This is a genomic window from uncultured Microbacterium sp., assembly GCF_947489255.1.
Lineage (GTDB): Bacteria > Actinomycetota > Actinomycetes > Actinomycetales > Microbacteriaceae > Microbacterium > Microbacterium phycohabitans.
Genome location: NZ_CANLCY010000002.1, coordinates 144,802 through 167,973, shown reverse-complemented (window position 1 = coordinate 167,973; position 23,172 = coordinate 144,802). Strand labels below are relative to the sequence as shown.

Sequence of the window (23,172 nt, the reverse complement as noted above, 5' to 3'; positions counted from 1 at the left end):
GTACCGGCCAGGCTCGCGTGGAAAGATCGAGGGATGCCCCTCCCGACCCCCGGCGGAAGAGACGCGCCCGTTCCCCCCGACGACGCCGGCGTGAGCTTCGTCATGCCCGTGCTGAACGAGCACCGGTATCTGCGCCGGGCCGTCGCATCCACCCTCTCCCAAGACGTCCCGGGGCCGGTGGAGCTCGTGCTCGCCCTCGGCCCCTCGAGCGATGGCACCGACGCGATCGCGCGCGAGCTGGCGGATGCCGATGAGCGCATCGTCCTGGTGGCGAACCCGGCCGCCGACATCCCGGTGGGGCTCAACCTCGCCATCCGCGCGAGCCGGTATCCGACGATCGTGCGGGTCGATGCGCATTCCGAGCTGTCTCCCGGATACACCCGTCGCGCCCTGGACACCCTGCGCCGCGTGCGCGCCGCCAACGTCGGCGGAGTCATGCGCGCCGACGGCCGGTCACCGTTCCAGCGGGCGGTCGCGCGCGCCTACAACTCCCGCGTGGGGCTCGGCGGAGGGGCGTACCACGGCGGCGGCACCGAGGGTCCGGCCGAGTCGGCGTACCTCGGCGTCATGCGCCGAAGCGTGCTCGAGGAGGTCGGGCTCTTCGACGAGAGCATCCGCCGCGGCGAGGACTGGGAGCTGAACCTCCGCATCCGGCGCGCGGGCTATCGCGTGTGGTTCGATCCGGGGCTGTCGGTCGTGTACTGGCCGCGGGAGAGCTGGACCCGACTCGTCCGGCAGTTCCGCGCGACCGGCGCCTGGCGCGGCGAGCTCGTGCGGCGTTACCCGCGGGGCACGCCGCTGCGCTTCTTCGCTCCCCCGGCGCTGCTGGTGTCGGCGGCTGTCTCGCTGGCGGTGGCGGCGGGCCAGGTCACCCGCCGTCGCGGAGGGCTGGTGTCGGTGCTGCACCTTCCGCTGGCGGCGTACGCGACGCTCGTCGCCATCGGCGCCCTCGGTCGGGGCGGGGGCCGGGGCTGGCGCGACAAGGCGTGGACCGCGGCCGTACTGCCGTCGATGCACGTGTCCTGGGGCGCGGGCTTCCTGTGGGCGCTCGTGCGCGGCGCCCGCGACACGGTCGACACCTCGCGCCTCGACGGACGCAACACCCCGCTGCCCTGACGCACGGGAGGACGGCACCGAAGATGCCCGCGCGCCTCGCGCGGGCACGGGGCGCCGCCCGACGGTATTGAGGATGCCGGGCGCACCTCGCGTGGCACCGAATTGTTGGACTCGGGCCAGCGTGACGTAATATCAGGCGACGGCGAGTGTCCGTCGCGAAGAGTCGGAGGTCGCGCGGTGCCGTTCCGCAGCAAGGAGGTGCTCGACGCCTGGCTCGACGAGTACGCGTCGAGCGGGTCCGGAGGCGCGGGCGTCGCGTATGTTGCCGACCAGGAGACCGTGGACGGGCTCGACGGCGGACTCGTGATCTACCCGCTCGCCAATGCGACGACATCGGTGTACCTGCAGCCGATCGCCGTGGGGGCGCCGGACTGGCGCGTGACGTTCGAGGCGCAGCCCGAGGTGACGGAGCTGTCACCCGAGGGTGTCTACGACCTGTGCCGGGAGCTCACGAACGCGGCCGACCTGTGCGCTTTCCTGCAGCGCAAATCCGTCGCGCACGTCGCCGGCCTCACCGACGACGGCTGAGCGGACTCAGGCCGCAGCCGACGCTTTCGCCGCCGCGACGTCGGCACGCGCGACCTGTTCGGTGGCCGCCGCCGTCGTCTTCGCGAGGAAGTCGGCCAGGTCGGCCTCGATCCGCGGGTCGAGGCTGCCGATGATGCGTCGGCACGCGTCGTCGAACCGCGCGAGCTGAGACCACGGCTCCTTCTCGAGGTCTATCGCGAGGTGGATGTGGTTCACACGGCGGTCGCTGTCGTCCGCCTCGCGGCGGAGGATCCCCCGCCGCACGAGGCGTTCGACCATCGTGGTGATTCCAGCCGACGTGACGCCGAGGGTGGTGGCGAGCTCCGACGGTCGCATACCGGGATTCACCCCGACGATCGCAAGGGCCTTGGCATCGAGCTCGTTCACGCCGAGCTGCTTGCGAGCCTTGGCCGCGGCCGCTTCACGCTCGCGGGAGTACTGGGTGAGCGCCTCCATCAGGGGTGAGGAATCGTCCGATAGCGGTGTCATCGACTCCCCCTCCTGCACGCGGCGCATCCCGCCACTATAGCCAACACGGGAAGATTCCTCGCCTGACTGTCATTTTTGATGAATGTTCGGCGTCATGATGTTTAACACGCTTAATTAGCTGCTAGGCTACTGATCACCGGGGTTGACCACCCCACCCCCACGAAGAAGGGAACGCCATGATGACCACGACCGCCCTCGCCTCCGCCGCTCCGCTGCGCCACCGTTCCACCTTCGTGCCCGCCGCGAGCGCCCTGTCGACCGCACGGCTGACGACCATCGTGGTGTGGGCGAGCATCGCGACCTCCGGTCTCGGTGCCGCCGTCGTCCTCTCGCTCTTCCTCTGACGAACCCCTCCACGGAAGCTTTCCCATGGGCACGCTCTTCTACAGCGCCGACACGCAGCCGATCCAGATCGACGACCGCCTGCTCCAGTACCTGCAGGTCGTCCTCTCGACCAAACTGCGTCGCGGCGAATCCTTCACCATCACGTGGACCGACACCGCAGCCGGTCACGCACGCACCACCCTCTGGATCCAGCCCTCGATCTCGATGCGCTTCCAGTTCGCGACAGCCGAGTCCGCCCGCCTCTCGGGTGGCTACCTCCGGCAGCTCGCCGACCAGGCGTCGATGTCGTCGGGTCTGCTCCTGAACGCCGACACGTGGCAGCAGCAGGAAGACGCGCACCGGGTGCAGCTGCTCGCGGCCGCCTGACGCAGCGGCGCGCCCGTCACCCGCGGTCGACGAACCCCTGGTCGAGGATCCGCGCCACGACGCGCTCGGCGGCACGGCCGTCGTCGCGGGGCACGAACAGGTGCCGCCACCGGTCGTACCGCTCCGCGAAGATCGACGGATCCACCTCGGCCAGCGCGCGCTCGAGTTCGTGCTGGGTACGGACGACGGGTCCGGGAGCGAGATCGAGCAGATCGAAGTAGAACCCCCGCATCTCGCCCCGGTACCGCTCGAGGTCGGGCACGAGGAAGTACATCGGCTTGCCCGTGATGGCGAAATCGAACATCACCGATGAGTAGTCCGTGATGAGGGCGTCCGCGGCGGCGAGCAGACGCGACGTGTCGGGATAGCCCGTCACATCGATCACCCGCGGACCGTCGAGGTCGGAGCCGGGGTGCAGCGTGCGTGTGTGACCGCGCACGAGCACGACCGCATCGGCCGAGCGCGCGAGAGCAGACGCATCGACGAAGTCGACGATCTGCTCGCGATCGTCGCGCCAGGTCGGGGCGTACAGCAGCACGCGTTCGTCGGGCTGGATGCCGAGGCGTCGCCGCGTCTCGCGCCCATCGTCGTCGCGCAGTCCGTCGTCGCGGGGATAGCCCTCCACCCACACGGGCCGGCGCAGGAACGCGTAGGCCTTGCCCAGCACGCGCGCGGCGTACGGGCTCTGCGCGAGCAGCACGTCCCACCGCCGACTCTCGCGCACCACGGCGAGCGCGCGACGCGGATCGAAACCCGGGCGATGCAGTGCCAGGCGCTTGAGCGGTGTTCCGTGCCAGGTCTGCAGCACCCGCTGCCCGCGGCGGCGCACGAACCGCCTGCGGAGCCAGTCGTTGACCACGAGCAGACGCGCGACGCCGCGGGCCCGCCACCATTCGGGGCTGCCCTCGACGACGGCGACCGCCCCGTCGGGCACCTCGACCGACAGATCGACGACGCTCCAGTACCGGGTCACCCCCGGTGCGACTCGGGCGAGCTCGCGGTCGATCGCGAGCGGGTTGCACCCGGCGGTCCGGCCGTAGAAGCTCTCGAAGAACACGGCGTTCTCGAGGGGTTCGCGCTGCCCGGTGGCGTAACGGCGTTCGATCGCGGCGCGACCCTCGCCCGAGCGGTAGACCGGGTCGACGGGGGCGGTGATCGTCACCGTCGCGCCGTCGAGCGCGGCGCGCAGGCCTGTGAGGGCGGTCTCGATCACCGCGAGCGCCGCGGGGTCGGCATCCGTCGCCTCACCGGCGTCGATGCGGAGTCGGTAGCGCCCGGAGGGCAGCGGCAGATCGACACCGCCCCACCGTGCGGCGTGCAGGGGGACGACGGCGCGCCAGGTGCGTCCGCGACCGTGCAGGCGGGCGTGCGAGCGGGCTCGCGCCCCTTCGAGCACGACGGATGCCGGGCGGGCGCCCTCTCCGCTGATCTCGAGCGCGGGCATCCCGGCGTCGTCGAACAGGCGAGCGTCGGTCATGGGCGTTCGTCCTTCTGTGAGAGGTCGTCCGGCGCGGGCGGAGGCGCGTCACCCCGTCGGGGCCCCTGGCCCCACCGAGGTCCCTGACCCCACCGAGGTCCCTGACCCCACCGAGGTCCCTGGCCCCACCGGGGCCCCTGACCCCACCGAGGCCCCTGACCCCGCCGAGGTCCCTGAGCCTGTCGAAGGGACCGGGACTCCTCCCGACGCCGCGGCCCCCGCCGCTCGAGCCGCGACCGCACCGCCGCGTACACCCGCTCCGCGTTGCGTCCGTCGCGGTGGGCGTGCACGCGTGCGCTGCGGTCGCGCGAGGCGGCGAGCGCGGCAGCCGGTTCGGCGAGCACCGCGCCGAGCTGTGCGAGGGCGTCCTCCCACGACCGGGCCGGGTCCGCACCAGCCACGTCGGCGTAGCGACCGTACAGGCCGCGTCGCGCGGCGTAGGCCTCGAGGTCGGGGGCGAAGAACACCACCGGCAGGGGGACGAGCGAGGCGTCGAACGCGAGAGACGAGTAGTCGGTGATCAGGGCGTCGAGGCCGGGCAGCAGGGGGGTGACGTCGGCGACGAGGTCGCTGCCGAGGACGGCGACGCGGTCCGTGCCGTGAGGAGGGTGGTAGTCGCCCGCGCCGAGGGGGTGCGAGCGCACGAGCAGCACGGCGTCGGCCGCATCGAGCGCCGCGGCGATGCGTTCCCACTCCCCCGCGTCGGGGATCGCCGGGTCGGGCTCCCCGTCGCGCCAGGTCGGCGCGTAGAGCACGACGCGGCGATCGTTCAGCGGCATCCCGAGCGCGCTCTCGAGCCCGTCGCGAGCCGTCGCGCGCCGCGAGGCGGCGTCGCCGGACGACAGCACGTCGACGCGGGGCTCACCCGTCACCGGCACCCGCTCATCGGTGAGCGAGAAGGCGCTCTCGAGGCGTCCGCGCACGAGGTGCGAGGCCGCCGGCAGCAGGGAGATGCGTCGGGTGGTGCGCCGGTACAGCATCCGGAGCACCGGGGAGAGCACCCTCGGCAGCACGGGGCTGCGCGTGGTCTCGGCGGAGTCGAGCCCGATGCGCTTGAGCGGGATCCCGTGCCACAGCTGCACGATCACCGCCCCGGTCGTCGCGTAGCGCTGCACGTCGCCGAAGCCGTGCGTCACCACGATCACGCGGGCCCGCGCCGTGCGCCAGAACCCCGCCGCGCTGTCGCGCCGCACCCACCGGATGCCGAGACGTTCGGCATCCCGGGCCTGATCGGCGTCGGCGACGAGCCAGGTGGTGCGCTCGTCGTGCGCCGCCGCCACGGTGTGCAGGGCGAGGGCACCGTCGGCGACGCCGACGGCACATCCGAAGACCCACTCGTCGCGCGAGCGCGGCACGAGCGTCGTCACCAGGCGACCCGCGAGATACAGCGGGATGCGGCGGAGTTTGCTCGCGTTTCCCGCACCGAACGAGAAAGACGCCACCCCGCGAGCCTATCGCGGGGTGGCGTCCTGTTCTCGGCGGAGCCGGGGGCTCAGCCCTGGCTCATCGCGCCGAGGGTGACCTCGGCGGTCTTCTCCTGCCCGCCGCGCAGGTAGGTGACCTCGGCCTTCGCGCCCGCGGCCAACGCGCGCACCTGGGCGGTGAGGTCGATCGAGTTCGTCACGGGGATGCCGTTGAACGAGGTGATCACGTCGCCCTTCTGCAGGCCGGCGGCCTGGGCCGCTCCGCCGCTGACGGCTTCTGCCACGTAGGCGCCGGTGGTGGTCGCCCCCTGCTGCGACGCGGCGTCCTGGACCGAGGCGCCGAGCAGACCGTGGGTGGCCGAGCCGTTCTCGATGATCTCCGACGAGATGCGCTTGGCGATGTCGGAGGGGATCGAGAAGCCCACGCCGATGTTGCCTGACTGGGCGCCCGACGACGACGAGCCGCCCGCGCTCGCGATGGCGACGTTGATGCCGATGAGCTTGCCCTCGTCGTCGACCAGCGCGCCGCCCGAGTTGCCGGGGTTGATGGCCGCGTCGGTCTGGATGACGGCGATCTTGATCGTCTCCGTCGCCGTCTGCGACTGCTGCCCCTGGCCGAAGTCGAAGCGGAACGGGCTCTCCTGGTTGGGGTCGGTCTGCTCGGATTCCGATCCGTCGGACGGCGCGGCCGACGAGGCGACCTGGATCGAGCGGTTCAAGGCGCTGACGATGCCGGTGGTCACCGTGTTCGGCAGATCGAGCGGTGCTCCGACGGCGACGGTGGCGTCGCCGACGTTGAGCTTCGAGGAGTCGCCGAACTCGATGGGCGTGAGGCCCGAGGCGTTCGTGAGCTTGATGACCGCGAGATCGTACGTGGGGTCGGTGCCCACGACGGTCGCGGCGTACACCTTGCCGTCGGAGGTGGTCACCGAGATCGTGGCGTTGCCCGTCTGTCCGTCGAGGGTGACGACGTGCGTGTTGGTCAGCACGTACCCGTCGGCGCTCAGGATGACGCCCGAGCCGGTGCCGCCCGCCGAGGTGCCGGTCGCACTGATCGTGACGACACTGGGCACGACCTTGGTCGCGACGGCGGCGGTGGCGTTGACGTCCTGCGGGTCGTTGACCGTGATCGCGGTGGGGCCCGAAGCGGCCGAGGTGTTCGAACCGCCCCACAGGCTGAGCCCCGCGTAGGTACCGCCCAGGCCCGCGCCACCACCGACGAGGGCGGCCGCGACCAGCAGGGCCGCGATCCGCGGCGCCGCGCTCTTCTTGCGGGGCTTCTCGGATGCCGGGTCGGGCAGGGTCAGCGTCGGGTGGGCGCCCGTGGCGGCGGGACCGAAGGCCTGACCGGTCGGCGCCGTGGCGCCCGAGGGAGCCGAGGCCCAGCCGGGGTGGCCCGGGGCGCCGGAGGGCGCGTGGGCGCCGGGCTGGGCGGGGATGCCGGGCTGGGCGCTGCCGGCGGCGGGCGGCGGCCACGAGGCGGCCGCGGCGGCGGGCGAGCGCGTCGGGACCGGGGGGACGTCGGCGCGGGGCGCGACGTTCGCGTCGGCGGCGGGCGCGGCCGGGGTGTGCGCGGCGTCGGTGCCGGCGGAGGTCGGGGTGTGGTGCTGCGACGACGTGGGCGCCTCAGCGTTGTGGCTGTTGTCGTTACCCTCGGGACGGTTGTCCGTGGTGTCGCTCATGGGATGCTCCTTCTACCAGGTGCTTCTACGATGACCGCGGATCCTGTGGGTCACCTATGACGAGCGTGAGTCGCCTCTATGGGTCTCGCAGCAGGCCGCCGCGAGCGGTCGGAGGAGCGGAACGCCCCCTCCTGAGATGTAGCACGTCGCCCCGTGACGGCATTCCCACTTGCGCCGCGCGCGGTGCGGCATCCTGGATGCATGCAGCACATTCCCGGCGCCTGGCAGCGTACGGCCCGCGGCGCGGGACTCCTCGCCGCCGACGGCTCCTCGGTCCCCACGATCTTCGCCGAGATGAGCGCGCTCGCCGCGACCACCGGAGCGCTCAACCTCGGCCAGGGTTTCCCCGACGAAGACGGCCCCGAGGCCGTGCTCGAGGCCGCTCGCCGCGCGATCGCCGACGGGGTCAACCAGTACGCCCCCGGGCGCGGCTTCCCCGACCTGCTCGCCGCCGTCGCCGAGCATCAGCGCCGCTTCTACGGGATCGAGCTCGATCCCGCACGCGAGGTGCTGGTGACCGTGGGAGCCACCGAGGCGCTGTCGGCGACCCTGCTCGCCCTCATCGACGGGCCCGACGACGAGGTCGTCGTGTTCGAGCCCTACTACGACTCCTACGCCGCGTGCGTGGCCCTCTCCGGCGCCACGCTGGTGCCGGTGCCCCTGCGGTGGCCCGACTTCCAGCCCGACCTCGAGCAGCTGGCATCCGCCGTGTCCGACCGCACGCGCGTGATCCTCGTCAACGACCCGCACAACCCCACCGGCACGGTGTTCACGCGCGAGGTGCTCGACGAGGTGGTGCGCCTGGCGCACCGGCACGACGCGATCATCGTCACCGACGAGGTGTACGAGCACCTCGTCTTCGACGGCCACCACGTGCCCCTGTCCACCCTCCCCGGAGCCGCCGAGCGCACGGTGTCGATCTCGTCGGCCGGCAAGACCTTCTCGCTCACCGGGTGGAAAACCGGCTGGGTCACCGGACCCGCAGAGCTCGTGTCGGCCGTGCTCGCTGTGAAGCAGTTCCTCACGTACGTGGGCGGCTCGCCCTTCCAGCCGGCGATCGCGGTGGGCCTGCGCCTGCCCGACGCGTTCTTCGCCTCGGTCGCCTCCGAGATGGCCGCCAAAGCCGCACTGCTGGGCACGGGCCTGCGTGCCGCCGGGTTCGAGGTGTCCGCCCCGGGCGGGTCGTACTTCACGGTGGTGGATGCCGCCCCGCTCGGCGCCACCGACGCCGACACGTTCTGCCGCGAGCTGCCCGCCCGGGCCGGGGTGGTCGGCATCCCCCTGACCGCCTTCGTCTCGCCCGCGCACCGCGATCGGTACGCCACGCTCGTTCGATTCGCGGCGTGCAAGCGGGTGGAGGTCCTCGCCGAGGCCGCGGAACGACTGGCCGGTATGCGGCGCGACTGACGCCCGTCAGACGCGGGCGACGGGTCGGCCCGCGCCCTCCTCCTCGCTCGACGTCGCCCGCAGCAGCGTGATCCGTCCGTCGACGACCTCGTAGACGCCGAGGCTCGACGAGTGCACGCGCTCGCCGTCGAACCCCCGCATCGACCACGCGGTCCGCACGACCAGCGATTCACCCTCGAGATGGTCCTCGACGATGTCCACCGAGACCTCGCGCGAGATGACCTCGGCCAGCCACCGCCGGATGTCGGCGCGCCCCACCGCGAGGCTCTGGCCGCCGGCGGCTCGGCCGTCGACGTAGCGCACCCGCATGACGCGCGCCCCGTCGGCGAACGCCTGAACGGCCGTCTCGAGATCGCCGTCGGTGATCGCCGTCAGCAGACGCCGCACCGGGGCCATCGGGGACGAGGGGGTCTCGCTGTGGTCGGTCATACCGCACATGCTAGGGAGCCCCCGTGCACCGTCGCATAGCGATTGGACGGCGTCGATCGGGTGAACGCCGAGGGCCGGCGTCGGTGGACGGGGCGACCGTCAGGTCAGCGCGCCGTGACGCGGAACCGACGGAGCGCCAACGCGGGGTTGACGCGCCGGACGCGGGCGATGGCTTCCGGATCGATGTGGGCGACCGCGACGTCGGTCGCCGTGCCGATCTGGGCCATCGTGACCCCCTGCGGGTCGACGACCATCGAGTGACCGACCCCGAGCGGTGGCGAGTGGTCGGCGGCGGCGACGAAGAACGTGTTCTCGATCGCCCGGGCCTGCACGAGGGTGCGCCAGTGGTGCTCCTTGAGCGGTCCGCGCACCCACTCGGCGGGGATCAGGGCCACGTCGACCGCGGCATCGGCGAGCGTGCGGGCCACCTCGGGGAAGCGCAGGTCGTAGCAGGTCATGAGCCCGAACCGCAGCCCCGCGGTCTCGAAGGTCTGCGGCGGGGCGATCTCGCCGGGCTCGACCCAGTCGGACTCGCGCTGGCCGAAGGCGTCGTACAGGTGGAGCTTGCGATAGACCGCCCGGATGCCGTCGCCCGCCACCGCCACGACGGTGTTGCGCACGCGGCGGCCGTCGTCGGCCCGCTCGAGCAGTCCCGCGACGACCACGACGTCGAGCTCGCCCGCGAGGAAGGTGAGGGCCTGGACGAACGGTCCGTCGAGATCCTCGGCGTTCTCGGCCAGAGAGGCGTCGAAGGGATCGACGAAGTAACTGGAGTACTCGGGGAACACCACCACGCGGGCCCCGCGCGCGGCGGCCGTGCGGGTGGCATCCGCGATGTCGGCGAGGTTCGCCTCGCGCGACGCCGCGGGCGCGAACTGCGCCACGGCTATGCCGACGGTGTCGTGGCTCATGACGCGGTTCCCCTCCCCCGGCGCCGGACCGAGACCGGCACCACGACCCACAGTACGAGGATCACGAGCCCGAGCACGACCCCGGCCGTCACCGCCGCGGCCAGGCTCACGACGACGTCGAAGACGAACACGACCACGCCCACCAGCAGCAGCGAGACCAGCGCCAGAGCGCCTCGGAGGGCGTTGTGCCCGACACGGACGAGCGACGGCTTGACCTGCAGGTGGAACACCGCGCGGTGCAGGGCGACGGGTGCGAGGGCGACCACGGCGCTGAGGGCGGCGAGACAGATCAGCACCAGGTAGAACGTGCGCTGGGTCGGTGACAGGTCGGCGAACGACGCCTGGAAGGCGAGGGCGAGGAGGAAGCCGGTGAGGAGCTGCGTGCCCGTCTGCAGCACGCGGAGCTCCTGCAGGATCTCGTTCCAGTTGCGGTCGGCGCGCTGCGCGGGGCTCTCGGGGCGCCCATCGGCGACATCGTCGAAAGTGTTGCTCACCAGCCCATCTTGCCGCGACACTCCCGGGCAGTCGGTCCGGATTTGCCATGTCGTTCATCTCGGCGTAATGTTTTCTCTTGTGCCGCGGGGTGGAGCAGCTCGGTAGCTCGCTGGGCTCATAACCCAGAGGTCGCAGGTTCAAATCCTGTCCCCGCAACAAAAAGAAGGCCCCGGATCGCGAGATCCGGGGCCTTCTGCCTTTCCCCCGGAGTGCGCGTCGATCCCTTCGAGCCACGCGCCTCGCGGCGTCGGTCGCGGCGCTGTGCGTTGTGCATCGCGTCCACCCGGGAGATACTGGGGGAAGTGATTGATTTCGCTCAACGATGTGTGAAGCCACAGGTCACCGCGCACCCCCCGGTCGCGGACTCCCTCGAAAGAAGGCACTCGTGAGACGTCTGTTCACGCACGGTGCGGTGTCGCTGGCGCTCGCGACCCTCTTCGCGGTGGGTGCTTCGGCCGGCGCCTCCGCCGCCGCCACCTCGACGGGTGCGCACGCCGCCGTGACGGCATCCGCGTTCGAGGCCGCGTCGTCGCAGTCGGGCGTCGAGACGCTGCCGCTCACCACCGACGGGTCGGGCATCGCCCCCACCTCGGCGGCGCACGCTCTGCGCCCGTCGGGCGTCGATGCGTCGACGCTGCTCGGATTCTGGGTGGGCGGCGGCGCGCTGGCCCTCGCGACGGCGGCGGTGCTCGTCTCGGTCAAGGTGCGGCGCACGCGCAAAGAGACGGACTCGGCGAAGTAGCACGTCACCCCCTGCCGACGTCAAGAGCGAACGCCGCGCGCCCCCGGCGCAGTTGACTCGGTCCCATGCACACCACCACGACCGCGCCGCTCGACAACGACGGTCGCGACGCCTCCACTCCCCCGACCCTGCCCTTCGTGCACATGTGGACCGACGTCGACGGCACGAGCCGCCTCGACGAGTCCACGCTGCGCGGCTTCGGACTGCAGAGCGTGGGCGGAGGTGCCGACCCGCAGTGGATGCGGCCGTTCCCCGGGGAGGTCTCGGCCGTGCTCTTCGCCGCACTGCCGGTCGGATGGGTGGGTCAGTGGCATCCTTCGCCCCATCCGCAGTGGGTGATCCCCCTGCGCGGGCGCTGGTTCCTCGAGACGCAGGACGGCTCGCGCGTGGAGATGGGCCCCGGCGACGTCCACTTCGGGCAGGACACCGACACGGCCGAGATCGACGGGAAGACGGGTCACCTCTCCGGCACCGTCGGCGACGAGCCGTGCCTGCAGGTGCTGATCCAGTTCGCCGCCTCGCCCGCCGCCCCCACGCCCCACCCCTTCGGCTGAGCCCCGTCAACCCGCCCCGGCGCGACCTGTGCACGGGGTTGACTGTCGGCATGCCCCAGATCCCCATCGACGGACGTGTCCTGCAACCGCCCCGCGAGCCCCGCGTCGTCGACGTCGCACGCCCGCGAGTGTGGGACGAACGTCTCGCCGCCGTGCTTCCGGCATCCTCTCGTCTGCTCTCGCTCTACGACGACGCGACCTGGGCCGAGGGGCCGGTGTGGTGGCCGGCCGAGAACGCGGTCGTCTTCAGCGACGTGATCGGTCGTCGCACGCTCGCCCGCCGGGAGGACGGCAGCATCGTCACGGTGCGCGACCGCAGCGACTTCGCCAACGGCAACGCCTTCGACGACCAGGGACGCCTCGTGCAGGCCGAGCACGGCCGACGGGGCGTGAGCCGCACCGACTCCGAAGGAACGCGCCTGCTCGTCGACGCCTTCGAGGGTGCGCCGCTGAACTCGCCGAACGATCTCGTCGTGGCCTCCGACGGGGCGATCTGGTTCACCGACCCCACCTACGGCATCTCCGATCCGCGGGAGGGCTACCCCGCCGAGCCCGCCCTCCCCCATCAGAGCGTGTACCGGTGGCACGACGACACGGGCCTCGCCCGCATGATCGACCTCGACCAGCCCAACGGTCTCGCCTTCAGCCGTGACGAGCGCACCCTCTACGTCGCCGAGTCGAACGCCACCGCGCTCCCCCGCGTGGTCGCGTGCAGCTGGGACGGAGAGACGCTCGGCGCTCCGCGCACCTTCGCGACGGTGGATGCCGGCATCCCCGACGGATTCGCCGTCGACAGCCGCGACTGGCTCTGGATCTCGAGCGAAGCGGGTGTCGTCATCGTCGACGACCACGGGCAGCGCCTCGGCGTGATCCCCACCCCGCACGTCGTCAGCAACTGCACCTTCGACGCCGACGAGAAGCGCCTGTTCATCACGGGCGACAGCGATCTGTGGATGGTGGAACTCGCGTGAGCGATGTGGAGATGGCGCGGATCCCCGCCGGACACGTGCTGCGCGGCGACCAGCGGGGCGCCGAACGTCGCGACATCGAGGTGGCCTCCTTCGAGATCGGCGTCTACCCCGTCACCGAGGAACAGCTCGCCGAACTGCTCGGCATCCCCTCTCGGCATCCGCGTCGTCCGGCCACCGAGCTCAGCTGGCTGCGGGCCATCCGCCTCTGCAACGCCCTGAGCGAGTGGGAGGGGCTCGACCCCCTCTACTCCTTCGACGGTGAGGTGGTGACCCCGGATCCCGACGCCGACGGGTTCCGCCTCCCCACCGAGGACGAATGGGAGTACGCGTGCCGTGCCGGCTCGACCGGCACCGCCTACGGGCCCGTGCGCGAGGTCGCGTGGACCGCGGGCGACGGGCTCAGCGGTCCGGTCGATGTCGGAGCCCGGATGCCGAACCTGCACGGCCTCTTCGACACGCTCGGCAACGTGTGGGAGTGGTGCAGCGACCTGTACGACCCCGAGGGCGAGAGCGACGCGCGGGTGTCCCGCGGCGGGGGCTGGTCAGACGCACCGGCGCTCGTGCGAGCCGCAGCGCGGCGCGGAGGGCGGCCTCGCGACGCGTTCGACGACGTCGGGGTGCGCGTGGCGCGGGGTCCGCTGCCGTCACGGAGCTGAGGCGCGGGGTCCCGGACCCTTCGACGAGCTCAGGGTCCTCTGTCGTGCGACCGGGCCCCGCGGCGCAGGTGGCTGAGCCCCGCGGCGCAGGTCGTTGAGCCCCGCGGCACGGGTCGTTGAGCCCCGCGGCGCAGGTGGCTGAGCCTGTCGAAGCCACCGGGCCCATCCGCGAGCTCCGCGTCCTCCGCCGGCCGACCACCCCGGCCCAGGTCACCTGCCGGGTGAGGTCAGTCCTCGGTCGAGATCGCCTCGGTCAGCTGGTCCATGAACGACGCCACTGTCTCGAGCTGCGCGTCGTCGAAGTGCGCGGCCATGTCGCGCATCGCGCCGAGGTGGGTGCCGAAGTGCTGGAAGAACTCGCGCCGCGACTTGTCGGTGAGCACGACGACGCGGGCCCGACCGTCGGAGGGATGCGGTCGCCGCTCGAGATGACCCGACGCGACGAGGCGGTCGATGAGTTTCGTCGTCGACGCCGTCGAGATGCGCAGATGTGTGGCGACGTCGTGCGGGCTGACCATCTGCCCGCGGCTCTCGCGGATGGTGAGCATGCGCAGCGTCGCGAGGTCGCTGGCGTTCATCGCCATGTCGCCCTTCATGCCGCTGTGCATGCGATCGAGGGCGTCGCTGAGGGTCTGCACCGCGCGAAGCGTCTGCGCGACGGCGGGCCTTGTACCAGAGGTCGACACGGCCTTGTCCACAGTGGACACCCCCTTTCGCGCTGGGTATAGTCGGGCTCACATCGCTAGCTAAACTAGCAAACGGGAGGCACGATGAGCGAGACCGAATATGTCGTCCTCCTGGACGACTTCGGAAACGAGATCGGCACGGCGCCCAAGGCGAGCGTGCACGGCACCGACACGCAGTTGCACCTCGCGTTCTCGTGCCATGTGATGAACAGCCGGGGCGAAGTGCTCGTCACGCGCCGCGCCCTGCACAAGAAGACGTGGCCCGGCGTCTGGACCAATTCCTTCTGCGGTCACCCCGCTGCCGCGGAGCCCGTGCTCTCGGCCGTGCACCGGCGCGCGGACTTCGAGGTGGGCCTCGCGGTGCGCGATGTCGAGCTCGCGCTCCCGCTCTTCCGCTATCGCGCCGTCGACGCCACCGGCATCGTCGAGCACGAGATCTGCCCCGTCTACGTCGCGCACACCGACGACGAGCCGCAGCCCAACCCCGACGAGGTGGCCGAGTACCGCTGGGTCGACCCGCTCGACCTCGCGGCATCCCTCGAGGCGACGCCGTGGGCGTTCAGCCCCTGGCTCGTGCTCCAGGCGCAGCAGCTTCACCTCTTCGAGATGCCGCCCGCGGTCAGGCGCGCATCATGATCACCCTCGACTCCACCCCCCTCGCTCGACAGGGCATCGACGCCGCCGTCGACTTCGCCCTGGAACGCCTCGATCGACGCGTGGCCCCCCTTGGCGACGGCGCGCGCGCCCTGGCAGCCTCGATCCGTCGTGCGGCGAGCGGCGGCAAGCGCTTCCGACCCCTCCTCGTCGTCGCCGCGTTCGAGACGTTGCATGGCCCGGCGATCGCGCGCCCCGCCCTGTACGAGGTCGCCGCGGCCTTCGAGCTGCTGCACACCGCCTTCGTGGTGCACGACGACGTCATCGACCACGACGTCGAGCGCCGCGGGGTCCCCAACATCGGTGGCGAATTCCGCCGACGCGGACTCGACAGGGGCGCGGATGCCGGCGGCGCGGCGCTTCTCGGAGACGCGGCCGCGATCCTCGCCGGAGACCTGCTGCTGCACGAGGCCGGACGCATGATCGCGGTCGCCGAGATCCCGGCATCCCTCCGCGAACAGCTGCTGCAGCTCGTCGACGACGCCGTGCTCGTCTCGGCCGCCGGAGAGCTCGCCGACGTCGAGAACGCCGTCTCCCCCGGTGACGTCGATCCAGACACCGTGCTGCGCACCACGCACGACAAGACCGCCGTGTATTCGTTCTCCGCTCCCCTGCAGGCGGGGGCCGTGATGGCCGGAGCCGAGCGGTCCACGCAGTGGGCGCTCGAGCGCTTCGGCGAGCGGCTCGGCCTGGCCTACCAGCTCGTCGACGACCTCATCGGCGCGTTCGGCACGGCCGCGGCATCCGGTAAGGACGAGGGATGCGACCTGCGCGAGGCGAAGAAGACGCATCTCATCTCCCTCGCGCGCGAGAGCGCCGATTGGCCCGAGGTGAGCGCCGCCCTCGCCCAGGCTCACACCGGCCCCGTCGCCGTGCGCGCGGCGCAGACGGCGCTGGCGAAGTCGGGAGCCCGCTCGCGCCTCGAGGTGCTCGTGTGCGAGACGCTCGACGAGGCCGTCGCGATCGTGGAGGCCTCGACGCTGCCCACCGAGTGCCGCCTCATGCTCATCGAGCTCGTCGAGGCCGTGCAGGAGCGCATTCCGTGAGCAACGCCCCCACGGGTCTCGAGCTGTATTCGCAGACGGCCGACGACGTCGCCGCCGCCGTCATCTCCCGGTACTCCACCTCCTTCGGCATCGCCGCGCGACTGCTCGGGCCGCGCCCGCGACCGCACGTGCGCAACATCTACGCCCTCGTGCGGGTGGCCGACGAGATCGTCGACGGACCCGCGCACGATGCCGGCCTCGACCCCGAACGCGAACGCGCGGTGCTCGACGGCCTCGAGGCCGAGGTGGCGGAGGCGATCGCGAGCGGCTTCAGCGCCAACCTCGTCGTACACGCCTTCGCGCGTACGGCCCGCGCGTGCGGGATCGGCGACGACCTCATCGCCCCGTTCTTCGCCTCGATGCGCACCGACCTCGACACCACCGCCCACGACGACATGTCGCACGACGCCTACGTGTACGGCTCGGCCGAGGTCGTCGGGCTCATGTGCCTGCAGGTGTTCCTGAACGCCGGGATGTCGGCCCCCGCGAAGCCCGCCGCCGACCTCGTCGACGGCGCCCGGCGGCTCGGGGCGGCCTTCCAAGACGTGAACTTCCTGCGCGACCTCTCCGACGACGCCGACCGCCTCGGGCGCGACTACCTCGACGGCGCGGCCGACGACGAGCGGCGCACCGCGGTGCTCGACCGCATCGACGCCGACCTCGCGGCGGCGGCAGCCGTCATCCCGCACCTCCCGCCGGACTGCCGTGCAGCCGTCACGTGCGCTCACGACCTGTTCGCCGAGCTGTCCCGGCGTCTGCGTCTCTCCCCCGCCGGCGCACCCCGCGTCCGCGTCCCCGACGGTGTCAAAGCCACCCTCGCCGCCCGCGCCCTCCTCGGGCGTCCCCCGAAAGGTTCCCGCTCATGAGCGCCCAGCGCATCGTCGTCGTCGGTGGCGGCATCGCCGGTCTCGGCACCGCCGCCCTTCTGGCCGACCGCGGCCACGACGTCCAGCTCTTCGAGGCGCGCGACGCGCTCGGGGGTCGGGCCGGATCGTGGGAGAGCGACGGCTTCCGCTTCGACACCGGTCCGAGCTGGTACCTCATGCCGGAGGTCTTCGACCACTTCTTCCGCCTGCTCGGCACGAGCGCCGACGAGCAGCTCGACCTCGTACGGCTCGACCCCGCGTATCGCGTCTACGGCCCTCCCGGGAAGGGCGACCCGATCGACATCGTCTCGGGCCGCGAGGCCGTGCGGGCCCTGTTCGAGGAGCACGAGCCCGGCTCCGGACCGAACCTCGAGGCGTACCTCGACTCCGCGAAAGACGCCTACGAGCTGTCGACGTCGAAGTTCCTCTACGATCCGTACTCCTCGACGAAGGGCCTGCGCGACCCCGCGCTCATCAAGCGTCTGCCCACGCTCATCCCGCTGCTCACCCGCACGCTGTGGAAGCGCGTGACGACGGACTTCTCGAACAAGCGCCTGCAGCAGATCCTCGCCTACCCCGCGGTGTTCCTGGGCGGCTCCCCGTTCGAGGTGCCGAGCCTGTACCACCTGATGAGCCACCTCGACCTGGGCGACGGCGTGCTGTACCCCAAGGGTGGCATGACCGAGATCATCACGGCGATCGAGAAGCTCGCGCGCGAGCGCGGGGTGCGCATCGAGACGTCGTCTCCCGTGGATGCCATCATCACCGAGTCGGGTACCGCCCGCGGCGTGCGCCTGGCCGACGGACGGGTCATCTCGGCGGATGCCGTGGTCTCGGGCGCCGACCTGCACCACACCGAAAACGACCTGCTCGAGGAGAAGGACCGCCAGTACCCCGAGAAGTGGTGGAAGGACAAAGTGCCCAGCCCCGGTGCCCTCCTGCTGCTGCTCGGCGTGAAAGGAGAGCTGCCGCAGCTCACCCACCACACGCTGCTGTTCACCGACGACTGGCACACGAACTTCGACGCGATCTTCGGTGAGGACAAGCGCATCCCCGATCCGGCATCCATCTACGTGTGCCGCCCGAGCGCTTCCGACGACTCCGTCGCCCCCGAGGGCCACGAGAACCTGTTCGTGCTCGTCCCGGTGCCGGCCGACCCCGTCAGCGGACGCGGAGGCGTCGATCGCGCGGGCGACGAGCGCATCGAAGCGGCCGCCGACCGCGTCATCGCGCAGATCGGCGAATGGGCCGGCATCCCCGACTTCGCCGACCGCATCGTCGTGCGCAAGACCATCGCCCCCGAGGATTTCGCCCACGACCTCAAGGCCTGGCACGGCAACTCGCTGGGGCTGGCGCACACCCTGAACCAGAGCGCGATCTTCCGTCCGAAGAACCGCTCGCGCAAGGTGGACAACCTCTACTACGCGGGCACCTCGGTGCTCCCCGGCATCGGTCTTCCCATGTGCCTGATCTCGGCCGAGCTCGTGGTCAAGCGCATGACCGGCGACACGACCCCCGGCCCCCTGGCAGAACCCACGCGCGCGGCGGTCTGACGTGCCGGGGATCTACCTGGGCGCCATCCTCTTCTCGCTGGTGGGCATGATGCTCATCGACCTGAAGTACTCTCTGGCGCTGCGGGTCGCCCCGGTGCGCACGACGCTGACGGTGCTGATCTCCACGTCGTTCTTCCTCGCGTGGGACCTCGTCGGCATCGCCACGGGCGTGTTCGTGAAGGGCGACAGTCCGCTGTTCGTGGGGGTGACCCTCGCCCCGCACCTGCCGCTGGAGGAGGTCTTCTTCCTGCTGTTCCTGAGCTACCTCGCGGTCGTGATGTTCGCGGTGTTCGAGCGCCGGGCCGCCGCCCGACGCCGGCACGGTGGAGGTCGGAGCGCGACCCGCCGGGCCCCGCTCGAGGAGTCGGCGTGACCTATCCGCTGATCGTCGTCCCCTTCGTGGTCGTCACGGTGCTCGTGACGCTCGCGACGCGTCGGCGTCCGCGATTCGCCGAGCGCATGGCATCCTCCGCACTCACGGCCCTCGTGCTGGTGGGCCTCACCCTCGTCTTCGACAATCTGATGATCGCCGTCGATTTGTTCTCGTACCCCGAGCAGCACCTCAGCGGACTCAAGCTCGGTCTCGCCCCGATCGAGGACTTCGCCTACCCGTTGTGCGCGGCGTTCCTCGTGCCGGCTCTCTTCACGCTCCTCGCGCCCACGGCATCCCGTTCCGCTCTTCCCGCCCAGAAGGACACCGCATGACCACGCCCGCCCTGACCCCCGGGCGCATCGTCCGCGAACTGTTCGTCTCGTCGCGCCCGGTGAGCTGGATCAACACCGCCTTCCCCTTCGCCGCGGCCTACCTGCTCACCACGCGGCAGATCGACGTGACGCTCATCGTGGGCATCGTGTTCTTCCTCGTGCCTTACAACCTCGCGATGTACGGCGTGAACGACGTGTTCGACTACGAGTCCGATCTGCGCAATCCGCGCAAGGGCGGCACCCACGGCGCCGTGCTCGCGAAGCGCATGCACCCGATCACGCTGTGGGCCTCGGCGCTGTCGTGCGTGCCGTTCGTGGTCTACCTCGTGATCGTCGGCTCGCCGCTGTCGTGGCTCGTGCTGGCGCTCAGCCTGTTCTTCGTCGTGTTCTACTCGGCACCCCCGCTGCGACTGAAGGAACGCCCGTTCCTCGACTCGATGACCAGCAGCATCCACTTCTTCTCCCCCGCGGTCTACGGCCTCGTGCTCGCGGGCGCGGTGTGGACCTGGCAGCTCGTCTTCGTGTTCGTGGCCTTCGCGCTGTGGGGTGTGGCCTCGCACGCCTTCGGCGCCGTGCAGGACGTCGAGGCCGACCGCGCCGCCGACATCTCGTCGATCGCCACCGCCCGCGGGGCGCGATGGACCGTGCGCTTCGCCCTGGCCGCCTACGCGCTGGCGGGGGTCGCGATGCTCTTCACCGCGTGGCCGGGGCCGCTGGCCGCCGTGCTCGTCGTGCCGTACCTCGTGGTGTGCTGGCCGTACCGCAACGTGACGGATGCCGAGAGCGACCGCGCCACCGCCGGCTGGAACCGTTTCCTGTGGCTCAACCAGATCGCGGGCTTCGGCACGACGATGCTGCTGATCTGGTGGTGGTTCCTGAGCGCGTGACGCGCTGCGTAGGGCTGGAGCCGCACCGGAGGTCCCTGAGGACCCGCGACGCAGGTCCCTGAGCCTGTCGAAGGGACCGATCCCGTGGCGACCCGGTGGCTTCGACAAGCTCAGCCACCTCGCGCGGAGCGCCGGAACGACGATGCCGGCGCCCCGCGCGGTGCGGGACGCCGGCGTCGACGTGAGGGCTGCGCTCAGCCCGCGGGCGTGGCCTCCGGGGTCGGGGTGGGGGTCGGCGACAGCGTCGCCGTGCCGCCCTGGCCCTGGCTCTCGAGGTCGAGCAGACGCTGCACGGCCGCGGTGAGGCGGGCGTCCTGCGTGGCGAACCCGGCGAGGTCGCCGCTCGTCAACGCCGCCTGGCGTGCGCTCAGCGCGTCACGCGCCTCCTGCAGCGCGGCCGCGTAGTCACCCGCCGGAACCGACGGGTTCGTCGTCGTTCCGTCGCCCGCGTTCTGATCGGTCGGGGTCACCGTCGAGTCGCCGGTACTCGCTCCGGAGTCGCCGCCGAAGAGCGTGTCGAGGGCCTCGCTGAGGGTGTTCTCGAACGCGATCTTGTTGCCGAAGGCGACCAGCACCCGTCGCAGCTGCGGGAGCTTGGTGTCGCCCGACGACTGCACGAACACCGGCTGCACGTAGAGCAGACCGCCGCCGACGGGGAGCGTGAGCAGGTTGCCCGGGAGCACCTGCGACTGCCCCTGCTGGAGGATGTTGATCTGCGACGACACGTTCGTATCGGAGTCGAAGGTGTTCTGCACCTGACCCGGTCCGGGCACCGTGGTCGCCGAGTCGATCACGAGCATGCGCAATCGCCCGTAGTCCTCCCGTTTCGTGCCCTTCACGTCGCCGGCGTTCGCGTCGACCGCCAGGTAGCCGGTGAGCACGTTGCGCGCCTGACCACCCTGGGATGCCGGGATGAAGCTGGTGAACATCGAGAACGTCGGCTCGTCCTGGCTCGGCATCTTCATCGTCAGGTAGTACGGCGGCTGGAACGTCGCCGGGTCCTGCGGGTCGTTCGGCGTGGTCCACCGGTTGTCCTGGCGGTAGAACGACGTCGCGTCGTCGACGTGGTAGACGCCGAGCATCGAGCGCTGCACCTTCATGAGGTCGGTCGGGTAGCGCACGTGGCTCATGAGGTCGGCCGACATCTCGCTCCACGGCTTGAGCGACGAGGGGTAGATGTTCTGCCACGCCTGGAGCAGCGGGTCCTGGTCGTCCCAGGCGTAGAGGTCGACCGAGCCGTCATAGGCGTCGACCGTGGCCTTGACCGAGTTGCGGATGTAGTTGATGTCATCCAGTGCGTAGGTCGGGGCCGGGTTGTTCGAGTCGGCGATGGCGCGCGAGAGCGAGACGCCCGTGGAGTACGGGTAGTTCGAGCTCGTGGTGTAGCCGTCGATGACCCACTTGATGCGACCGTCGACGACCGTGGGGTACGGGTCGCTGTCGAGGGTGAGGTAGGGCGCGACCTTCTGCACGCGCTCCTTCGGGTCGCGGTCGTAGAGGATCTGCGATTCGGCGTTGACGCTGTCGGAGAAGAGGATCTGCTCCGACTGGAACTTCAGCGCGTAGATGAGGCGGTTGAACACGTTGCCCACGCTCGGTCCGCCGTCACCGCTGAACGTCGTGCGGGTCTCGGTGCCGCCGTCCGCTCCCAGCGGGTAGTCGAGCTCGACGGGGTCGGTGCCCTCGGGCGCGCCGACGATCGAGTACGGGGGCGAGCTCTCGCCGAAGTAGACGCGCGGCTCGTAGTTCAGGTCGGTGAGGAAGCCCGTGCCCGGGATCGCCTGCTCCAGGAACACCGGATCGCCGTCGGCGGTGCGCTCGTTGCCGGCGGCCGCGACCATGCCGTACCCGTGGGTGTAGACGAGCGTCGTGTTCTGCCACGACGCGGCGTCGCCCAGCTGGCCGATGTTCAGCTCGCGCAGCGACACCACGGTGTCCTGCGTCTTGCCGTCGATCGTGTAGCGGTCGACGTCGAGCGGGTTGGTGAACTGGTAGTAGGCCCGATACTGCTCGAGCTGGCGGACCGTGGGACCGATGATCGCCGGGTCCATGATGCGCAGCTGCGCGGTCGACTCGGCGTCGTTGCGCAGCTGGCCGGCCTCGGCCTCGGTCGTGGCCTGGAAGTTCTCCTTCTCGACGTTGTCGATGCCGTAGGCGGCCTTCGTGCCGTCGAGGTTGCGCTGGTAGTACTGGCTCTCGAGCGTGAGCTCGTTGGGGCGCACCTGGAACGTGGTCACCGCCCACGGGATGGCCGCCCCCACCACGATCGCCGAGACCACCAGCAGGGCGGTTCCGATGAGCGGGTAGCGCCAGCGTCCGATGAACGCCGTGACGAAGAACGCCAGGGCCACGATGACCGCCGCGATCGCGAGGATCGTCTGACCGGGGATGACGGCATTCGCGCCGACGTAGCCGGGACCGGTGATGCGCTCCGACGGCTCCACGAGCTGGCGGAAGCGGTCGAGCCACAGGCTCGCCCCCTGCAGGAGCAGGTAGAGGCCGGCGAGCACCGCGAGCTGGATGCGCGCGGCCTTGGAGATGCGCAGCTCGCGCTGACCGATGCGCACCGAACCGTAGAGGTACGACACGACGCCGGTCAGCAGCAGGCACACCAGCACGACCGCCGACGCGAATCCGAGGGCGGCGGCGTAGAACGGCATCCCGAACAGGTAGAAGCCCGTGTCGAGGCCGAACTGGGGGTCGGTCGTCGAGGTCGCGACGCCGTTGGCCCAGAGCCACGTGGTCTCCCACTGCGCGGAGGCCGCGAAGCCGGCGAAGAAGCCGAAGAAGATCGGGATGCCCCACATCGCGAGGCGGCGAAGAGGCTCGACGACCTCCTGGTAGCGGTCGAGCTGCGAGCTCAGACGCGCGTAGACGGGGCGGAGGCGATAGGCCAGCTGGATGACGCCCCAGACCGGAATCGCCATGGCGAGGAAGCCGACGACGAACATCACGGTCCGTGCGATCCACTGGGTGGTCAGCACGCCCGTGAATCCCAGCTGCGAGAACCACAGCCAATCGGAGTACAGGTTCGCGAAGACGAAGAACCCCACGACCAGCGCTGCGATCACCGCCAGGGTGATCGAGATGATCCGTCGAGAGCGGTTCGGGGGCGTGGCCTGGTTCGGCGCTGAGGTCGTGGTCACCTCTTCATCCTAGGCGCGGCCTTCCGGGGGTTCGCCG

General features: G+C 71.0%; 25 protein-coding genes and 1 tRNA gene. 17 read left to right on the top strand and 9 right to left on the bottom strand.

Features of this window, described 5'->3' with window-relative positions:
- The first annotated feature begins 33 nt into the window (after positions 1–33).
- Together Q0818_RS04705 and Q0818_RS04700 are read left to right on the top strand one after the other, a co-directional pair.
- The gene (locus Q0818_RS04705) at positions 34–1,116 is read left to right on the top strand and encodes a glycosyltransferase family 2 protein (RefSeq protein ID WP_298872063.1); all 1,083 of its coding nucleotides are present in this window, start codon (positions 34–36) and stop codon (positions 1,114–1,116) included.
- 177 nt (positions 1,117–1,293) lie between these two features.
- The gene (locus Q0818_RS04700; protein ID WP_298872061.1) at positions 1,294–1,644 is read left to right on the top strand and encodes a hypothetical protein; all 351 of its coding nucleotides are present in this window, start codon (positions 1,294–1,296) and stop codon (positions 1,642–1,644) included.
- 6 nt (positions 1,645–1,650) lie between these two features.
- On the opposite strand, the gene Q0818_RS04695 is transcribed toward Q0818_RS04700, so the two are convergent.
- Positions 1,651–2,160, bottom strand: a complete 510-nt coding sequence (locus tag Q0818_RS04695; RefSeq protein WP_298872058.1) for a MarR family transcriptional regulator — start codon at positions 2,158–2,160, stop codon at positions 1,651–1,653.
- A gap of 149 nt (positions 2,161–2,309) precedes the next feature.
- Between Q0818_RS04695 and Q0818_RS04690 the strand changes: the two genes are divergently transcribed.
- Both Q0818_RS04690 and Q0818_RS04685 read left to right on the top strand, forming a co-directional pair.
- Complete coding sequence (locus Q0818_RS04690) at positions 2,310–2,477, top strand: hypothetical protein (RefSeq protein ID WP_298872053.1); 168 nt, start codon at positions 2,310–2,312, stop codon at positions 2,475–2,477.
- Between the two features lie 25 nt (positions 2,478–2,502).
- Positions 2,503–2,844, top strand: a complete 342-nt coding sequence (locus tag Q0818_RS04685; RefSeq protein ID WP_298872051.1) for a hypothetical protein — start codon at positions 2,503–2,505, stop codon at positions 2,842–2,844.
- Positions 2,845–2,860: 16 nt separating this feature from the next.
- Here the strand turns inward: Q0818_RS04685 and Q0818_RS04680 are convergent, their stop codons facing one another.
- The 3 genes from Q0818_RS04680 to Q0818_RS04670 are packed head-to-tail and all read right to left on the bottom strand — an operon-like array spanning position 2,861 to position 7,427.
- A complete protein-coding gene (locus Q0818_RS04680; RefSeq protein WP_298872050.1) occupies positions 2,861–4,321 on the bottom strand; it encodes a CDP-glycerol glycerophosphotransferase family protein in 1,461 nt (486 codons plus the stop codon).
- The gene (locus tag Q0818_RS04675) at positions 4,318–5,763 is read right to left on the bottom strand and encodes a CDP-glycerol glycerophosphotransferase family protein (RefSeq protein WP_298872048.1); all 1,446 of its coding nucleotides are present in this window, start codon (positions 5,761–5,763) and stop codon (positions 4,318–4,320) included. Before Q0818_RS04675 ends, Q0818_RS04680 begins: the two co-directional genes overlap by 4 nt.
- 50 nt (positions 5,764–5,813) lie before the next feature.
- On the bottom strand, positions 5,814–7,427 hold the full coding sequence (locus Q0818_RS04670; RefSeq protein WP_298872046.1) for a trypsin-like peptidase domain-containing protein: 1,614 nt from the start codon (positions 7,425–7,427) through the stop codon (positions 5,814–5,816).
- A 201-nt stretch (positions 7,428–7,628) separates the two neighbouring features.
- Between Q0818_RS04670 and Q0818_RS04665 the strand changes: the two genes are divergently transcribed.
- Positions 7,629–8,834: an aminotransferase class I/II-fold pyridoxal phosphate-dependent enzyme gene (locus Q0818_RS04665; protein WP_298872044.1), complete on the top strand. Its 1,206-nt coding sequence runs from the start codon at positions 7,629–7,631 to the stop codon at positions 8,832–8,834.
- A 6-nt stretch (positions 8,835–8,840) separates the two neighbouring features.
- Here Q0818_RS04665 and Q0818_RS04660 read toward each other — a convergent pair whose 3' ends face one another.
- The 3 genes from Q0818_RS04660 to Q0818_RS04650 all read right to left on the bottom strand — a co-directional run bounded on the left by Q0818_RS04660 (position 8,841) and on the right by Q0818_RS04650 (position 10,668).
- The gene (locus tag Q0818_RS04660) at positions 8,841–9,263 is read right to left on the bottom strand and encodes a nuclear transport factor 2 family protein (protein ID WP_298872042.1); all 423 of its coding nucleotides are present in this window, start codon (positions 9,261–9,263) and stop codon (positions 8,841–8,843) included.
- A 104-nt stretch (positions 9,264–9,367) separates the two neighbouring features.
- A complete protein-coding gene (locus Q0818_RS04655; RefSeq protein ID WP_298872040.1) occupies positions 9,368–10,174 on the bottom strand; it encodes a carbon-nitrogen hydrolase family protein in 807 nt (268 codons plus the stop codon).
- Entirely contained in the window at positions 10,171–10,668 is a 498-nt protein-coding gene (locus tag Q0818_RS04650; RefSeq protein WP_298872038.1) for a DUF6328 family protein, read from the bottom strand. The genes Q0818_RS04655 and Q0818_RS04650 overlap by 4 nt, the downstream gene beginning before the upstream one ends.
- 83 nt (positions 10,669–10,751) lie before the next feature.
- Between Q0818_RS04650 and Q0818_RS04645 the strand changes: the two genes are divergently transcribed.
- The 5 genes from Q0818_RS04645 to Q0818_RS04625 all read left to right on the top strand — a co-directional run bounded on the left by Q0818_RS04645 (position 10,752) and on the right by Q0818_RS04625 (position 13,592).
- Positions 10,752–10,825: transfer RNA gene (locus Q0818_RS04645), tRNA-Met, on the top strand.
- Between the two features lie 229 nt (positions 10,826–11,054).
- Positions 11,055–11,411, top strand: coding sequence for a hypothetical protein (locus tag Q0818_RS04640; RefSeq protein ID WP_298872035.1), 357 nt, complete (start codon positions 11,055–11,057; stop codon positions 11,409–11,411).
- Positions 11,412–11,476: 65 nt separating this feature from the next.
- A complete protein-coding gene (locus Q0818_RS04635) occupies positions 11,477–11,965 on the top strand; it encodes a hypothetical protein (protein ID WP_298872032.1) in 489 nt (162 codons plus the stop codon).
- Between the two features lie 50 nt (positions 11,966–12,015).
- Positions 12,016–12,936 (top strand): SMP-30/gluconolactonase/LRE family protein, encoded by a 921-nt coding sequence (locus tag Q0818_RS04630; RefSeq protein WP_298872029.1) that lies wholly within the window; start codon positions 12,016–12,018, stop codon positions 12,934–12,936.
- Entirely contained in the window at positions 12,933–13,592 is a 660-nt protein-coding gene (locus Q0818_RS04625; RefSeq protein WP_298872025.1) for an SUMF1/EgtB/PvdO family nonheme iron enzyme, read from the top strand. Before Q0818_RS04630 ends, Q0818_RS04625 begins: the two co-directional genes overlap by 4 nt.
- 227 nt (positions 13,593–13,819) lie before the next feature.
- On the opposite strand, the gene Q0818_RS04620 is transcribed toward Q0818_RS04625, so the two are convergent.
- Complete coding sequence (locus Q0818_RS04620; protein WP_366943110.1) at positions 13,820–14,299, bottom strand: MarR family transcriptional regulator; 480 nt, start codon at positions 14,297–14,299, stop codon at positions 13,820–13,822.
- A gap of 63 nt (positions 14,300–14,362) precedes the next feature.
- On the opposite strand from Q0818_RS04620, the gene idi reads away from it, so the two are divergent.
- The 7 genes from idi to Q0818_RS04585 are packed head-to-tail and all read left to right on the top strand — an operon-like array spanning position 14,363 to position 19,989.
- A complete protein-coding gene (gene idi, locus Q0818_RS04615) occupies positions 14,363–14,914 on the top strand; it encodes an isopentenyl-diphosphate Delta-isomerase (RefSeq protein ID WP_298872022.1) in 552 nt (183 codons plus the stop codon).
- Complete coding sequence (locus Q0818_RS04610) at positions 14,911–15,978, top strand: polyprenyl synthetase family protein (protein ID WP_298872020.1); 1,068 nt, start codon at positions 14,911–14,913, stop codon at positions 15,976–15,978. The genes idi and Q0818_RS04610 overlap by 4 nt, the downstream gene beginning before the upstream one ends.
- Positions 15,975–16,844 carry a squalene/phytoene synthase family protein gene (locus tag Q0818_RS04605; protein WP_298872017.1) on the top strand — a complete coding sequence of 290 codons (870 nt, stop codon included), beginning with the start codon at positions 15,975–15,977 and terminating at the stop codon, positions 16,842–16,844. Before Q0818_RS04610 ends, Q0818_RS04605 begins: the two co-directional genes overlap by 4 nt.
- On the top strand, positions 16,841–18,397 hold the full coding sequence (crtI, locus tag Q0818_RS04600) for a phytoene desaturase family protein (RefSeq protein ID WP_298872015.1): 1,557 nt from the start codon (positions 16,841–16,843) through the stop codon (positions 18,395–18,397). Before Q0818_RS04605 ends, crtI begins: the two co-directional genes overlap by 4 nt.
- Before the next feature lies 1 nt (position 18,398).
- Positions 18,399–18,770: a lycopene cyclase domain-containing protein gene (locus tag Q0818_RS04595; RefSeq protein ID WP_298872011.1), complete on the top strand. Its 372-nt coding sequence runs from the start codon at positions 18,399–18,401 to the stop codon at positions 18,768–18,770.
- A complete protein-coding gene (locus tag Q0818_RS04590; protein ID WP_298872008.1) occupies positions 18,767–19,102 on the top strand; it encodes a lycopene cyclase domain-containing protein in 336 nt (111 codons plus the stop codon). The genes Q0818_RS04595 and Q0818_RS04590 overlap by 4 nt, the downstream gene beginning before the upstream one ends.
- Complete coding sequence (locus tag Q0818_RS04585; RefSeq protein WP_298872005.1) at positions 19,099–19,989, top strand: prenyltransferase; 891 nt, start codon at positions 19,099–19,101, stop codon at positions 19,987–19,989. The genes Q0818_RS04590 and Q0818_RS04585 overlap by 4 nt, the downstream gene beginning before the upstream one ends.
- A gap of 194 nt (positions 19,990–20,183) precedes the next feature.
- Here the strand turns inward: Q0818_RS04585 and Q0818_RS04580 are convergent, their stop codons facing one another.
- Complete coding sequence (locus Q0818_RS04580; RefSeq protein WP_298872003.1) at positions 20,184–23,135, bottom strand: UPF0182 family protein; 2,952 nt, start codon at positions 23,133–23,135, stop codon at positions 20,184–20,186.
- Positions 23,136–23,172 lie beyond the last annotated feature (37 nt).